This window comes from Kitasatospora sp. NPDC032757, assembly GCF_055579305.1.
Genome location: NZ_JBVINN010000014.1, coordinates 37,507 through 51,078, shown reverse-complemented (window position 1 = coordinate 51,078; position 13,572 = coordinate 37,507). Strand labels below are relative to the sequence as shown.

General features: G+C 72.7%; 13 protein-coding genes. 3 read left to right on the top strand and 10 right to left on the bottom strand.

The window, feature by feature from the left end; all coding sequences use genetic code 11:
- Window positions 1–85 precede the first annotated feature (85 nt).
- The 5 genes from cysS to ACZ5WK_RS18020 all read right to left on the bottom strand — a co-directional run bounded on the left by cysS (window position 86) and on the right by ACZ5WK_RS18020 (window position 4,281).
- Complete coding sequence (gene cysS, locus ACZ5WK_RS18040; RefSeq protein WP_396321940.1) at window positions 86–1,480, bottom strand: cysteine--tRNA ligase; 1,395 nt, start codon at window positions 1,478–1,480, stop codon at window positions 86–88.
- Window positions 1,481–1,609: 129 nt separating this feature from the next.
- A complete protein-coding gene (locus ACZ5WK_RS18035; RefSeq protein WP_396321941.1) occupies window positions 1,610–2,005 on the bottom strand; it encodes a PPOX class F420-dependent oxidoreductase in 396 nt (131 codons plus the stop codon).
- Between the two features lie 230 nt (window positions 2,006–2,235).
- A complete protein-coding gene (ispF, locus tag ACZ5WK_RS18030) occupies window positions 2,236–2,754 on the bottom strand; it encodes a 2-C-methyl-D-erythritol 2,4-cyclodiphosphate synthase (protein ID WP_465548390.1) in 519 nt (172 codons plus the stop codon).
- Window positions 2,744–3,463 carry a 2-C-methyl-D-erythritol 4-phosphate cytidylyltransferase gene (ispD, locus tag ACZ5WK_RS18025; RefSeq protein ID WP_396321943.1) on the bottom strand — a complete coding sequence of 240 codons (720 nt, stop codon included), beginning with the start codon at window positions 3,461–3,463 and terminating at the stop codon, window positions 2,744–2,746. The genes ispF and ispD overlap by 11 nt, the downstream gene beginning before the upstream one ends.
- A gap of 335 nt (window positions 3,464–3,798) precedes the next feature.
- The gene (locus ACZ5WK_RS18020) at window positions 3,799–4,281 is read right to left on the bottom strand and encodes a CarD family transcriptional regulator (RefSeq protein WP_030244332.1); all 483 of its coding nucleotides are present in this window, start codon (window positions 4,279–4,281) and stop codon (window positions 3,799–3,801) included.
- A gap of 414 nt (window positions 4,282–4,695) precedes the next feature.
- Between ACZ5WK_RS18020 and ACZ5WK_RS18015 the strand changes: the two genes are divergently transcribed.
- Window positions 4,696–5,373 carry a DUF461 domain-containing protein gene (locus ACZ5WK_RS18015; RefSeq protein ID WP_465548389.1) on the top strand — a complete coding sequence of 226 codons (678 nt, stop codon included), beginning with the start codon at window positions 4,696–4,698 and terminating at the stop codon, window positions 5,371–5,373.
- 110 nt (window positions 5,374–5,483) lie between these two features.
- Here the strand turns inward: ACZ5WK_RS18015 and phoP are convergent, their stop codons facing one another.
- Window positions 5,484–6,176, bottom strand: a complete 693-nt coding sequence (gene phoP / locus ACZ5WK_RS18010) for a two-component system response regulator PhoP (RefSeq protein ID WP_148644185.1) — start codon at window positions 6,174–6,176, stop codon at window positions 5,484–5,486.
- 2 nt (window positions 6,177–6,178) lie between these two features.
- A complete protein-coding gene (gene phoR, locus ACZ5WK_RS18005) occupies window positions 6,179–7,465 on the bottom strand; it encodes a two-component system sensor histidine kinase PhoR (RefSeq protein WP_396321946.1) in 1,287 nt (428 codons plus the stop codon).
- A 306-nt stretch (window positions 7,466–7,771) separates the two neighbouring features.
- On the opposite strand from phoR, the gene phoU reads away from it, so the two are divergent.
- Window positions 7,772–8,458 carry a phosphate signaling complex protein PhoU gene (gene phoU, locus ACZ5WK_RS18000; protein WP_396321947.1) on the top strand — a complete coding sequence of 229 codons (687 nt, stop codon included), beginning with the start codon at window positions 7,772–7,774 and terminating at the stop codon, window positions 8,456–8,458.
- A gap of 479 nt (window positions 8,459–8,937) precedes the next feature.
- On the opposite strand, the gene ACZ5WK_RS17995 is transcribed toward phoU, so the two are convergent.
- Window positions 8,938–9,696 carry a phosphoglyceromutase gene (locus ACZ5WK_RS17995; RefSeq protein ID WP_465548388.1) on the bottom strand — a complete coding sequence of 253 codons (759 nt, stop codon included), beginning with the start codon at window positions 9,694–9,696 and terminating at the stop codon, window positions 8,938–8,940.
- 149 nt (window positions 9,697–9,845) lie between these two features.
- Here ACZ5WK_RS17995 and ACZ5WK_RS17990 point away from each other — a divergent pair, with 149 nt between their 5' ends.
- Window positions 9,846–11,147 (top strand): MDR family MFS transporter, encoded by a 1,302-nt coding sequence (locus ACZ5WK_RS17990; protein ID WP_465548387.1) that lies wholly within the window; start codon window positions 9,846–9,848, stop codon window positions 11,145–11,147.
- 101 nt (window positions 11,148–11,248) lie between these two features.
- Here ACZ5WK_RS17990 and ACZ5WK_RS17985 read toward each other — a convergent pair whose 3' ends face one another.
- Window positions 11,249–11,809, bottom strand: coding sequence for a type III secretion system chaperone family protein (locus ACZ5WK_RS17985; protein ID WP_465548386.1), 561 nt, complete (start codon window positions 11,807–11,809; stop codon window positions 11,249–11,251).
- Between the two features lie 47 nt (window positions 11,810–11,856).
- Entirely contained in the window at window positions 11,857–13,230 is a 1,374-nt protein-coding gene (mshA, locus tag ACZ5WK_RS17980; protein WP_465548458.1) for a D-inositol-3-phosphate glycosyltransferase, read from the bottom strand.
- Between the last annotated feature and the right edge of the window lie 342 nt (window positions 13,231–13,572).

The window sequence follows — 13,572 nt, the reverse complement described above, 5'->3', positions numbered from 1 at the left end:
AGCCGGCCGACGGCATGCGCTACGTCATGCGGGAGGGCCGCACCGGTCCGGTACGGCCCACCCTCACCCCGATCGTCAGATGGGGTTACTGGCTGTTGATCGTCCAGCGCGGGCCGGACGGGGTGTCCTCGATCGCCAGCCCGGCCACGCCGAGCTGGTCGCGGATGGCGTCCGCGGTGGCGAAGTCCTTGCGGGCCCGGGCCGCCTGCCGCTGCTCCAGCACCATCCGGACCAGCGAATCGACCACGCCGTGCAGGTCGTCACCGCGCTCCGCCCCGGCCCAGTGCGGGTCGAGCGGATCGAGACCCAACACTCCGAGCATCGCACGGACCTCGGCCAGACGCGCCACCGCGTTCTCCTTGTCGTCCGCGGTGAGGGCGCTGTTGCCCTGGCGGACGGCGGTGTGCACGATGGCCAGCGCCTGCGGAACGCCCAGGTCGTCGTCCATCGCCTCGGCGAAGGCCGGCGGCACCTCGGGCGCCGCGTCGACCGGCCCGCAGCGTTCGACGGTCCGCTGGACGAAGCCCTCGATCCGGCCGAAGCCGGCCTCGGCCTCGCGCAGCGACTCCTCGCTGTACTCGATCATCGAGCGGTAGTGCGGGGCGGCCAGGTAGTAGCGGAGCACGATCGGCCGCCAGCGCTGGACCATCTCGGAGACCAGCACCGAGTTGCCCAGCGACTTGCTCATCTTCTCACCGGCCATGGTGACCCAGGCGTTGTGCACCCAGAAGTTCGCGAAGTCGTCGCCGTACGCCTTGGACTGGGCGATCTCGTTCTCGTGGTGCGGGAAGATCAGGTCCAGCCCGCCGCCGTGCACGTCGAAGGCCGCGCCGAGGTACTTGTGGGCCATCGCCGAGCACTCCAGGTGCCAGCCCGGGCGGCCGCGGCCCCACGGGGTGTCCCAGCTCGGCTCACCGGGCTTGGTGGCCTTCCACATCGCGAAGTCGCGCGGGTCGCGCTTGCCGGTCTCGCCCTCGCCCGCGGGCTGGCGGAGGTCCGCCAGCTTCTGGTTGGAGAGCGCGAGGTACTCGGGGTACGACTTCACGTCGAAGTAGACGTTGCCGTCGGCCGCGTAGGCGTGCCCCTTCGCGATGAGCGTCTGCATCATCTCGATCATCTCGGGGACGTGCCCGGTCGCCCGCGGCTCGACGGTCGGCGGCAGGCAGCCCAGGGCCGAGTAGCCGTCGTTGAAGGCGCGCTCGTTCTCGTAGGCGATCTGCCACCACGGGGTGCCGAGCTGGCGCTCCTTGGCGATCACCTTGTCGTCGATGTCGGTGACGTTCCGGGCGAAGGTCACCTGGTAGCCGCGGTAGGCGAACCACCGCTGCATGATGTCGAAGTTGAGGCCGGACCGGATGTGCCCGATGTGAGGCGCCGACTGGACGGTAGCGCCGCACAGGTAGATCGAGACACAACCCGGTACAAGCGGGACGAAGTCGCGTACCTGGCGGGTGCTGGTGTCGTACAGGCGAATGCTCACAGCGTCAAGCGTAGTGGGCAGCAGGGGGTGCCCCGCGACATTCTCGAATGTCAATACCGCGGCTGCGCCGTTTCTTCTCCGTGACTTGGTGGAGGCGCCCCCTCCGTGCCGGACCGCCGGACCGGCCGCTCAGAGGTTGCCGACCACCTTGCGCGGGGCGATCCGCACGACCACCCGCACATCGTCCGGGCCGTCGAAGCGGTAGACCTTCTCACCGCGGTACTTGTGCGCCAGCTCGTCGATCAGCTCCCGGCCGCCCTCCCGGGTGAGCGTGACCTCGCCGCGCACCTCCAGGTAGGAGTACGGGCTCTCCGGAGGGTTGACCACCAGGGAGATCCGCGGGTCCTTCAGCAGGTTGAGGTGCTTGCGGCGGCCTTCGACGGTGGAGAACAGGACGTCGTCGCCGTCCCGCTTCACCCAGACCACGGAGGACTGGGGGCTTCCGTCGGGCTGGATCGTGGAAACGACGGCGAAGCTCTTGCCGTCGATCAGGGCCTTGGCCCGGTCGGAGAGATGCGCGGTCATCGGGACCTCTTCTCGTCAAGCGGGTACGGGAGGCCCCTGCCGAGGGGCCCGCACCGAACCGTAGCGACTCCCGCCCCGGCAAGGCGTCCTGAACACCCGTCAACCTCAGGGTGTCCCCGGAACGGACCCCTCATCTCCGGGTGCCCCCGGAACGGACCCCGCGCCCGGCCGACGACGCCCCCGGGCCCGGCCGGTGAGGCCCGGGCCGGGCCCCCGACCCGCCGGGCCCCTCAGCGCCGCTCGTACACCAGGGCGGTGGCGATCGCCGCCAGGCCCTCGGCCCGGCCGGTGAGGCCCAGGCCGTCGGTGGTGGTGCCCGAGACCGAGACGGGCGCGCCGGCCGCCGCCGAGAGCGCGGCCTGGGCCTCGTCCCGGCGCTTGCCGATCTTCGGCCGGACGCCGATCACCTGGACGGAGACGTTGCCGATCTCGAAGCCGGCCTCGCGCACCAGCCGGGCCGCCTCCTTGAGCAGCGTGACGCCGGAGGCGCCCGACCACTCCGGCCGGTCGGTGCCGAAGTGCGCGCCGAGGTCGCCGATCCCGGCGGCCGAGAACAGCGCGTCGCAGGAGGCGTGCGCGGCCACGTCGGCGTCCGAGTGCCCGGCCAGGCCGTACTCGGCGCCCGGCCACTCCAGCCCGGCGACCCAGAGCGGCCGGCCGGCCTCGAAGGCATGCACGTCGGTGCCGATGCCCACCCGGGGGATCAGCGGTACGGAGGGCCCAGCGGCCGTCGTCGGATCAGTAGCCATCGGATGCCCTCCGGCGGGCGAGTACGGCCTCGGCGAGCACGAGGTCCAGCGGACGGGTCACCTTGAACGCCTCCTCGTGGCCGGGCACCACCACCACCCGGCCGCCGAAGCGCTCCACCAGGCCGGCGTCGTCGGTGACCGGCGGCAGACCGCCCTCGGCCTCCTCGGTCAGCGCCTTGGCGTGCACCCCGGCCAGCGTCTCCCGGCGGAAGCCCTGGGGCGTCTGGACCGCCCGCAGGGTGGCGCGGTCGGGCGTGTCGAGCACCGGCTCGGGCCCGCCCGGGTTGGGCTCGACCCGCTTGACGGTGTCGGCCAGCGGGACGGCGGGCACCACGGCCTCGGCCCCGGACCGGACGGCGGCCGCGACCGCGTCCACCACCTCGACCGGGACGAGCGGCCGGGCCGCGTCGTGCACCAGGACGATCTCCACCTCGGGCGGGATGGCGGCGAGACCGAGCCGGACCGACTCCTGGCGGGTCGCCCCGCCGGCCACCACCCGGACGTCCTTGCCGTCCAGCCCGTGGCTGTCGAGCAGGCCGACCACCTCGGCGACCCCGTCGGCCGGCGCGGCGACCACGACCAGGCCGACCGCCCGGCTGCGGGCGAGCGCCCTGACGGCGTGCACCAGGAGCGGCACCCCGCCCAGTTCCCGCAGGGCCTTGGGGGCTCCGGGCCCCAGCCGCTCACCGCGTCCCGCGGCGGGCACCACTGCTGCTGCAACTGCTGCTGCGGCGTTCAGGTTTCACTCCTTCGGCGAAGTGGGTATGGCCATGGCGTGCACGACGACCGCGTGCACGACGGGCGTCCGGACCCCTTCCGAAAGCACCATGGTCCCCCCGCCCGCCGAACACGCACCGCGGCACACGCAGAAGCAGTACGCGCAGAACGGTCATGCAGACCCGGGACCGGCCGGCTCGGGTGAGGGGGCGTCGTCCGGACACGCCTCAGCGCCCGAAGTGCCACTGCACCACTCCAGGACGGTTCGTCCGGGGAGCGGCGCGCCGGCATCGGGCGCTGTGAGCGGTGGGCGGCAGCCCGACTGCACTACGAGGCGAGCACCTCGTCGAGCAGCGTCTCCGCCTTGTCCTCGTTGGTGTTCTCGGCCAGCGCGAGCTCGCTGACGAGAATCTGGCGCGCCTTGGCGAGCATGCGCTTCTCGCCGGCCGACAGACCGCGCTCGCGCTCGCGACGCCAGAGATCGCGCACAACCTCGGCGACCTTGATAACGTCACCCGAGGCGAGCTTCTCCAGGTTCGCCTTGTAGCGACGGGACCAGTTGGTCGGCTCTTCGGTGTACGGTGCGCGGAGCACCTCGAAGACCCGGTCCAGACCCTCCTGGCCGACCACATCGCGCACGCCGACGAACTCCGCGTTCTCGGCGGGCACGCGGAGCGTCAGGTCTCCCTGCTGCACCTTGAGCACCAGGTAGGTCTTGTCCACACCTTTGATCTGGCGAATTTCGATGGCCTCGATCAGCGCGGCCCCGTGATGGGGGTAGACCACCGTGTCGCCAACCTTGAACGTCATGTGACAGGACCCCTTCCGTGGCTTTCCAGAATAACACGCTTTTCGGCGCACCCGAAGGGCGTTTTCGCAGGTCAGGGCGGGTCTCGGGGCTTGACAAGGACCCCCATGACGTGCTGCGACCGGTGTTCGACGGGGGCTTACCGCAGGTCGGAGGCGGTTCCGGCACCCACCGAAACCTGCGGCAACACTCCCGAAACCGTGATTGGATCTTGAGTTTTCACCGTTTATCGGGCCGTTTCCCGATCGTGATCCGATCTTGGTCGATTTTGACCTGGACACGGCGATGTGCCGCCGTACGGGCGCCCGGGACAGCTTCGGCGGGCGACACGGGGACCACCCCGTGAGGAGCGCATAAGCAAGGTCGATAATCTGAGACCCGACCACCCGCCACGTGACCTAGGAGAAGCCGCCGCCGTGAGCCGCAGCCTTCGAGTCGGCAGCATCGCCGCCATCGCCGCCCTCGCCATCGCCTCGCTGTCGTCCTGCGCGGCCGGCAACACGCCGGACACTCTGGAGATCAAGCCCGACAACGCCCAGGCGACGCTGGGCACCAACATCCGGCTGAACAACATCGTCGTCGTCACCGGCGACGAGCCCTCCGGTGAGTACACCGGCCCCGTCAACGTGACGGTGAACATCAGCAACTCCGGGAAGACGCCGATCGAGCTGCAGTCCGTCGCCGTCGGCACCAGCGCCGCCGCCCTGCTGGACGAGAAGGGCGCCCCGGTGGGCTCCCTCGTCATCCCGGCCGGCGGCACGGTGCTGCTGGGTGGGGACGGCAACCCGTCCGCCAAGGTCCCCGCCGCCACCGTGGTCGTCGGCGGCTACGCGCCCACCGAGTTCGCCTTCAAGAGCGGCGAGAAGGTCGGGACCGAGGCCGCCGTCAGCCCGAACGCGGGCCTGTACAAGGGCTGGGGCCCCGGCCCGGCGGCCGCCCCGTCCAAGCCCGCGGGCTCGCCGTCCGCCCCCGCCGCGGCCACCGTCCCCGCCACCGGCGCGGCCACCGCCACCGGCGCGGCCACCCCGGGCGCCACGCCGTCCGGCGCCGCCGCTCCGGCCGGTACCGCCACGCCGACCGCCGGGACCCACTGACCCGCGGCCGTCCAGGGCTGAACAACAGGGGATGCCCCCTCCGGCACCTGCCGGAGGGGGCATCCCCTGTGCTCGTGTCCGCTGCCCGTGTCCGCGCGTGCGGCCCGGGTTTACGGCTCGAACTTGTAGCCGAGGCCGCGGACCGTCACCAGGTAGCGCGGCGCGCCCGGGTCCGGCTCGATCTTCGCCCGCAGGCGCTTCACGTGGACGTCCAGCGTCTTGGTGTCGCCGACGTAGTCCGCGCCCCAGACCCGGTCGATCAGCTGCATCCGGGTGAGCACCCGGCCCGCGTTGCGCAGCAGCATCTCCAGCAGGTCGAACTCCTTGAGCGGCAGGTCCACCTTGGCGCCGTCCACCGTCACCACGTGGCGGTCGACGTCCATCCGGACCGGGCCCGCCTCCAGCGCACCCGGACCGCCGCCCTCGCCGGGGCCCTCGGTCTCGCCGCGCCGGCGCAGCACCGCGCGGATCCGGGCGACCAGCTCGCGGGTGGAGTACGGCTTGGTGACGTAGTCGTCCGCACCTATCTCCAGGCCGACGACCTTGTCGATCTCGCTGTCCTTGGCGGTGACCATGATCACCGGGACGTTGGAGCGCACCCGGAGCTGGCGGCAGACCTCGGTGCCGGGCAGGCCCGGCAGCATCAGGTCGAGCAGGACGAGGTCGGCACCGTTCCGTTCGAACTGCTCGAGCGCGTCGGGGCCGGTGGCGGCGATGGCCACCTCGAAGCCCTCCTTGCGGAGCATGTACGACAGGGCGTCGCTGAACGACTCCTCGTCCTCGACCACCAGTACTCGGGTCACGATCAGGCCTCCGGGGCAAGCTGGGGGGTTGTTTCTGACAGGAGTTGCGCGGACTCCCCGGCGGGGAGCGTGTGGTCCGCGGGCGCCTGCCCGGCAGGCAGGCGCAAGGTGAAGGTGGAGCCCTGGCCCTCGACGCTCCACACCGAGACGGTGCCGCCGTGCGAGGCGGCCACGTGCTTGACGATGGAGAGGCCGAGGCCGGTGCCGCCGGTCTGGCGGGAGCGGGCCGGGTCGACGCGGTAGAAGCGCTCGAAGACCCGCTCGCGGTCCTTCTCGGAGATGCCGATGCCCTGGTCGGTGACCGAGATCTCGATCAGCTCGCCGTCGGCCTCGCCGAGGGCGGCGGCGCTGGAGATCCGGCGGGTCGCGATCGCCACGCGGGTGCGCGGCGGGCTGTAGTTGACCGCGTTCTCCACCAGGTTGCCCAGCGCGGCGGCCAGCTGGCCGCGGTTGCCGTGCAGGTAGAGGCCGGCGATGCCGCCGGCCGCGATCAGGATCTGCTTGGCGGCCGCCTGCTGGCGGCAGCGGTCGATCGCCTCGGCGATCAGCTCGTCCACCGAGACCGGCTCCGGGTCGACCATCAGCCGGTCGTCCTGGACCCGGGAGAGGTCGATGATCTCCTGGACCAGGCTGGCCAGCCTGGTCGCCTCGATCTGCATCCGGCCGGCGAAGCGCTGGACCGCCTCCGGGTCGTCGGACGCGTCGGCGACCGCCTCGGAGAGCAGCGAGAGCGCGCCGACGGGGGTCTTGAGCTCGTGGCTGACGTTGGCGACGAAGTCGCGGCGGACCGCCTCGACCCGACGGCGGTCGGTCTGGTCCTCGACCAGCACCAGGACCAGCCGGGAGCCCAGCGGGGCGACCCGGACGGACACCGCGAGGGGCTCGGCGGTGCGAGCCGTGCCCGGGCGCGGCACCTCCAGCTCGACCTGGCGGATCTCGCCGTCCCGGCGGGTGGCGCGGGCCAGCGCGAGCATCGGGTCGACGGCGACCGCGCCGCCGCGCACCAGGCCCATGGCGTACGCCGCCGAGCTGGCCTTGACCACCTCGTCGCCCTCGCCGAGCACGATCGCGCAGGATCGGAGCACGGAGAGTACGGTGTCGACCCCCGGGGGAAGCGGGGGCTCGTGGGTGCCTGCGCCGAGCGCCTGCTGCCGGTTCTTGCCGCTGGTTCCGCCGTGTCTGCTCCTGGCCTGTTCGCGCTCGCTCCAACGGAAGGCGATGGAGGCCGTGAGGCCGACGCCGAGCCCGGCTATGGCGCAGGCAGCGGCGGCGGCCACGTTCACGTCCATGCGGCCAGCCTAAGCGCACAGCCAGGCCACTCCCCAAGGGTCGGATCAAGGGATCGGCCGCGCGTTGCCGAGAATTCACCTTCACGTAGCGGCCGATTCACCGCACGGGTCGTGCGTGGTCGCCCGGACGGCCGAGAGTTGGCCACGCAGCCCGTGTGGGAGGGGTGGCGGACCGAACACCCGTCCGCCGGCCCCGGTGCGCGCGTACCATTCGCGCCACCAGCAGCGGTCACCCGAACGCCGTACCCACGGTCGTACGGGACGACCGGTCGGCACCGCCACCGACACAGCTACTGAGGAGAGAGCATGCGCGACGCGTACCACGAGGAACTCGACTCGATCGGCGACAGCCTGGTCGAGATGGCCCGGCTGGCCGGTTCGGCGCTGGGCCGGGCCACCACCGCACTCCTCGACGCGGACCTGGCGCTGGCGGAGAGCGTGATCGCCGCCGACGGGAAGATCAACGACCTGCACCACGAGCTGGAGAACCGGGCGATCGACCTGCTCGCCCGCCAGCAGCCGGTCGCCACCGACCTGCGCATCGTCGTCACGTCGCTGCGGATGAGCGCCGACCTGGAGCGCTGCGGCGACCTCGCCCGGCACGTGGCCAAGGTCGCGCGGCTGCGCTACCCCGACTCGGCCGTCCCGCGCGACCTGCACGCGACCGTCCTGGAGATGGGCCAGCTCGCCCAGCGGCTGGTGGCCAAGGCGGGCCTGGTGATCGCCACCAAGGACGTCGAGAAGGCGCTGGAGCTGGAGCAGGACGACGACGCGATCGACGCGCTGCACCGCGAGCTGTTCGCGCACCTGATCGACGACCGCTGGCACCACGGCATCGAGACGGCCGTCGACGTCACCCTGGTCGGCCGCTACTACGAGCGCTTCGCCGACCACGCGGTCTCGGTGGCCAAGCGCGTGGTGTACCTGGTGACCGGCGAGCACGTGGACGAGTTCGTCGCCGCCACGGAGGCCGCGGAGGCCGCCGGGAAGTGACCCGGCGGGTGGGGCGCTCACCCTGCGGGGTGAGTAAACCTCGGGCAGGGGTGGTGAGGGCGCACGGCCTTTCGGGCGCCCCACCACTGCGCGCCCGTTGACGCTCCCTCCGATCGGCGGTTTCACTCGATGCCGTAGGCACCGAAGTGTGCCTCTCACAAGGAGGGTCCAGCGCGATGAAGGCAAACCCGACTCGACCGACCCCGGCACACGACACCGTCGAGCCGCCCGCCCCGAAGCTGCTGCCCGTCCTTGCGGCCGGCTGCGGCTGTGGTCCGGGCTGCGGCTGCGGCTGCCAGTCCGGCGCCCCCTGCCAGTGCGGCGGCGTCAGCGGAGGCTGCTGCGGGCACTGAGCCCGGCACCCGGCGGAGTTCCGGGGTGCGCGGCCGCCGTGGGAGACGGTCGCGCACGTCGGACGACGCAACGGCAACGGCCCCACTCCCGCACACGCGGGGAGTGGGGCCGTTCTGTCTTCGGGCCTACTTCTTGCCCTGGTTCCTGACCGCCTCGATGGCGGCGGCGGCGGCGTCCGCGTCGAGGTAGCGGCCGCCCTTGGCGACCGGCTTGAAGTCGGCGTCCAGCTCGTAGACCAGGGGGATGCCGGTCGGGATGTTGAGGCCGGCGATGTCCTCGTCGGAGATGCCGTCGAGGTGCTTGACCAGCGCGCGCAGGCTGTTGCCGTGGGCGGTGACCAGGACGGTCCTGCCGGCGGCGAGGTCCGGGACGATGGCGTCGTACCAGTACGGGAGCATCCGGTCGACGACGTCCTTGAGGCACTCGGTGCGCGGACGCAGCTCGCTCGGGATGTCCGCGTAGCGGGCGTCACCGGCCTGCGAGTACTCGGCGTCGTCGGCCAGCACCGGCGGCGGGGTGTCGTACGAGCGGCGCCAGAGCTGGAACTGCTCCTCGCCGAACTCGGCCAGCGTCTGGGCCTTGTCCTTGCCCTGGAGGGCGCCGTAGTGGCGCTCGTTCAGGCGCCAGCTGCGGCTGACCGGGATCCAGTGGCGGTCGGCCTTGTCCAGGGCGATCTGCGAGGTACGGATCGCACGGCGCAGCAGCGAGGTGTGCACCACGTCGGGGAAGAATCCCTCGGCGGCGAGGAGCTCGCCACCACGTGCGGCCTCCTTCTCGCCCTTCTCGTTGAGGTCGACGTCGACCCAACCGGTGAACAGGTTCTTCTGGTTCCACTGGCTCTCGCCGTGGCGGAGGAGGATGAGTCGGTACGTCGTGTCAGCCATGGCCCCCAGCTTAGTGGAGGCCCAAAAACCCCCTGGTTCGGACCTCCCCCCGCGTGTAATGTGCGCACTGCATCTGCGCCACTTACCTGGCCGCTGCTCGGACCTGCCGGTACCGCTCAGCGGCACACCTGCCGCCCGGGAGCCCCCACATGCCCGATCTGCCCGTCTCCGCCCGAATCCGGAGAGCCGCGAGCGAGACGATGGGCGGGATGCCCCGGCAGTTCTGGTGGCTCTGGACAGGCACCCTGATCAACCGGCTCGGCGGGTTCGTCGTCACGTTCCTGGCGCTCTACCTGACCGCGGACCGGGGCTACTCGGCATCGTACGCGGGTCTGGTCGCCTCGCTGTTCGGCCTCGGTTCGGCGATCGCGGCAGTCGGCGCCGGGGTGCTGACCGACCGGATCGGACGGCGGCCGACGCTGGTCGCCGCGCAGCTCGGCACCGCGCTGTTCACGACGGTGCTCGGCTTCACGGACGGGCAGGTGGCGATCGCCGCGGTCGCCTTCCTGGTCGGCCTCTGCAACAACGCGACGCGGCCGGCCACCTCGGCGATCATCGCGGACATCGTGCCCGCCGAGGACCGCGTCCGCGCCTACTCGCTGAACTACTGGGCTATCAACATCGGCTTCGGCCTCTCCGCGGCGGCCGCCGGCCTGATCGCCACCCATGGCTACCTGACGCTCTTCCTGCTGGACGCGCTCTCCACCCTGGTCTGCGCGGTGGTCATCTTCGTCCGGATCCCCGAGACCAAGCCGGACGCTCCGGCCGCGCAGGCGGGCGAGCCCGCGATCGGGCTCGGCACGGTGTTCCGGGACGCCCGCTTCATGGCGGTGGTGGCGCTCAACCTGCTGCTCGCCCTCGTCGCCCAGCAGGGCAGCACCACACTCGCCGTGGACATGGGCCGGGCCGGCATCACCTCCACCCAGTACGGGCTGGTGATCGGCCTCAACGGGCTGCTCATCGTGCTGCTGCAGATCCCGCTCACGCGGTGGATGGAGAACCGCAACCGGACCGCGCTGCTGGTCGCCAGCGCGCTGTTCATCGGCTGGGGCTTCGGGCTGACCGCGCTCGCCGGGTCGTCCGCCTGGTTCTACGCCTTCACCGTCGCGGTCTGGACGATCGGCGAGATCCTGAACGCGCCGACCATGATGGGCCTGGTCGCCGAGCTGTCGCCGACCCACGCCCGTGGCCGCTACCAGGGCGTGTACTCGCTCTCCTGGTCGCTCGCCTCGTTCCTCGGGCCGGCGGCCGGCGGGGTGCTGCTGGAGCGGGCCGGCGGTGGCGCCATGTGGGGCGCCTGCGCGGTCTGCGGCACGATCGCGGCGGCCGGGTACGTGGTGCTCGGGCGGCGGCCGGGCGCGGCGACGGCGGGGGTGGCCGGGGGCGCGAGCACCTCGGTGGCGCCCGGGAAGACGGACACCGAGGCCGAGCCGGCCCCGGCTGCTTGCTGAACCCGGGGCTGCTCGGCGGGGGGCCGTCGGGCGGCCGGGCTGCCCGACGGCGGTACAACCCGACGCGGGCGGTTCGACGGCGGGGCCCCTCGACGGCGGGGCTACTCGGCGACGGCCTCGGACGCGGGTGCAGCCTCGGTCTCGGGCGCGGCCCCGGCGGCCGGTCCGGCGAGGTGGGCGAAGGCGGCCAGGTTGCGGGTGGACTCCCCGCGCTTGGTCCGCCACTCCCACTCGCGCCGGATGGCGGAGGCGAAGCCCAGCTCCAGCAGGGTGTTGAACGGCTCGTCGGCGTTGTCCAGCACCGTCCCGAGCAGCCGGTCCACCGCGTCCGGGGTGAGCGCCTCCAGCGGCAGCCGGCCCGCCAGGTAGACGTCGCCGAGCGCGTCGATCGCGTAGGCGACGCCGTACAGCCGGGTGTTGCGCTCCAGCAGCCACCGGTAGACGGCCTCGTGGTTCTCGTCCGGGCGGCGGATCACGAAGGCGTTCACCGAGAGGGTGTGGTCGCCGGCCCGGAGCGCACAGGTGGTGCTCAGCTTGCGGGTGCCCGGGAGGGTCGCCACCAGCGTGTACGGGTCGGTGGTGGCCGGCTCCCAGGCCACCCCGGCGTCGTCCAGCGCTGTACGCAGGAGGGTCAGGGCCTCGTCCTTGGTGCGGATTGCCATGGGGGTGACGTTACTCGGCGGTACCGGCACCCGAAAGCGGGGCGGGATCAGGCCAGACGGCGGCGGGAGCCGCCGAGACGGCCGGCCGGGCGGGCCAGGCTGCCTGCGTACACCTCGGCGGTGGTCGCCGCCGCGGTGTCCCAGCCGAACCCGGCGGCGTGCCGGGCCGCCGCCGCCCCCTGCCGGGCGAGCAGGCCCGGCTCGGTGACGTACGGCTTCAGCGCCTGTGCCCAGGCCTGCGGGTCGTGGCCGCGGACCAGGGTGCCGGTCACGCCGTCCCGGACCGCGACCGGCAGGCCGCCGACCGCGGCCGCCACCACCGGCGTCCCGCAGGCCTGCGCCTCCAGCGCGACCAGCCCGAAGGACTCGCTGTACGAGGGCATCACCAGCGCCGTCGCCGCGCGGTACCACTCGGCGAGCTGGGCCTGCCCGACCGGCGGGTGGAACCGGACCACGTCGCAGATGCCCAGCTGGGCGGCGAGCTTGTGCAGGCTCTCCGGCTTGGCCAGCCCGGTGCCGGACGGACCGCCGACCACGGGCACCACCAGCCGCTCGCGCAGCTCCGGCTGCCGCTCCAGCAGCGCGGCGACCGCACGGAGCAGCACGTCCGGCGCCTTCAGCGGCTGGATCCGGCCGGCGAAGAGCAGCACCGCGGCGTCCTGCGGCAGGCCGAGCCGGGCCCGCGCGGAGGCGCGCGCCTCCGGGCCGCCCGGGCGGAAGACGTCCAGGTTGACGCCCGGGTGGACGACGGCCAGCTGATCCGGGCGGGCCGCGTAGTGCAGGGCCAGCTCGGCGGCCTCCTCGGTGGTGTTGGCGATCAGCCGGTCGGCGGCCTCGACCACCTGCGTCTCGCCGATCACCCGGGCGGCCGGCTCGGGGGTGTCCCCCTCGGCCAGCGCGGCGTTCTTGACCTTCGCCATGGTGTGCATGGTGTGCACCAGCGGCACGCCCCAGCGCTGGGCGGCCAGCCAGCCGACCTGGCCGGAGAGCCAGTAGTGCGAGTGGACCAGGTCGTAGTGGCCGGGGCGGTGGCCGGCCTCCGTCCGGAGCACACCGTGGGTGAAGGCACAGAGCTGGGCCGGCAGGTCCTCCTTGACCAGCCCCTCGAACGGGCCGGCGGTGACGTGCCGGACCAGGACGCCCGGGGCCAGCTCGACGGTGGGCTCGTCGTCCGAGCAGATCGCCCGGGTGAAGACCTCGACCTCGATGTCCAGCGCGGCGAGCCGCTTGGCCAGCTCCACGATGTAGACGTTCATGCCGCCGGCGTCGCCGGTGCCGGGCTGGTGCAGCGGGGACGTGTGGACGGAGAGCATGGCTATCCGGCGCGGGCGGCGCCGGCCGCCCGTGACCAGCGACTGGAGCCGGCCCCGCGCGGGCGGGGTCGGCTGGGCACGGCGTACCGAACGGACGGGGTGCTGGATCACCTGGCTGAAGCCTCCTCTGTGCTGCCCGCCTCTGCAGCCCTGCTCTGTCTCCGCGGCGCTCCGCAGCCTGCCTGCCTGCCGTGCGCCGCCTGCCGTGCGGTGTGTGCGCCACCGCCCACACCGCACCACCGCGTCGCGGTCGCGGCGCGGCGGTGAGCTGCCCCGTCCGGGCACGCATCACCACCAGTGTGCCAACCACCGGGTGACCGACCGGCATTCCCGCATCGGCACATGAGATGGCCCTCGGCGGCGGGCGGCCGGCGGTACGCCGGACGCGGGCTCGCCGGCGCGGGGCGCGGTGGGGCGGGGCGCAGCGGGCGAGGTACTGCGGAGCGCGGT

Bases quoted from the DNA above. Each gene is read 5' to 3' on its own strand.
- ACZ5WK_RS18035 (WP_396321941.1), bottom strand. From the start codon at position 2,005: ATGACCGCGCATCTCTCCGACCGGGCCAAGGCCCTGATCGACGGCAAG.
- ispF (WP_465548390.1), bottom strand. From the start codon at position 2,754: ATGGCTACTGATCCGACGACGGCCGCTGGGCCCTCCGTACCGCTGATC.
- ACZ5WK_RS18020 (WP_030244332.1), bottom strand. From the start codon at position 4,281: ATGACGTTCAAGGTTGGCGACACGGTGGTCTACCCCCATCACGGGGCC.
- phoR (WP_396321946.1), bottom strand. From the start codon at position 7,465: ATGGACGTGAACGTGGCCGCCGCCGCTGCCTGCGCCATAGCCGGGCTC.
- phoU (WP_396321947.1), top strand. From the start codon at position 7,772: ATGCGCGACGCGTACCACGAGGAACTCGACTCGATCGGCGACAGCCTG.
- ACZ5WK_RS17995 (WP_465548388.1), bottom strand. From the start codon at position 9,696: ATGGCTGACACGACGTACCGACTCATCCTCCTCCGCCACGGCGAGAGC.
- ACZ5WK_RS17990 (WP_465548387.1), top strand. From the start codon at position 9,846: ATGCCCGATCTGCCCGTCTCCGCCCGAATCCGGAGAGCCGCGAGCGAG.
- ACZ5WK_RS17985 (WP_465548386.1), bottom strand. From the start codon at position 11,809: ATGGCAATCCGCACCAAGGACGAGGCCCTGACCCTCCTGCGTACAGCG.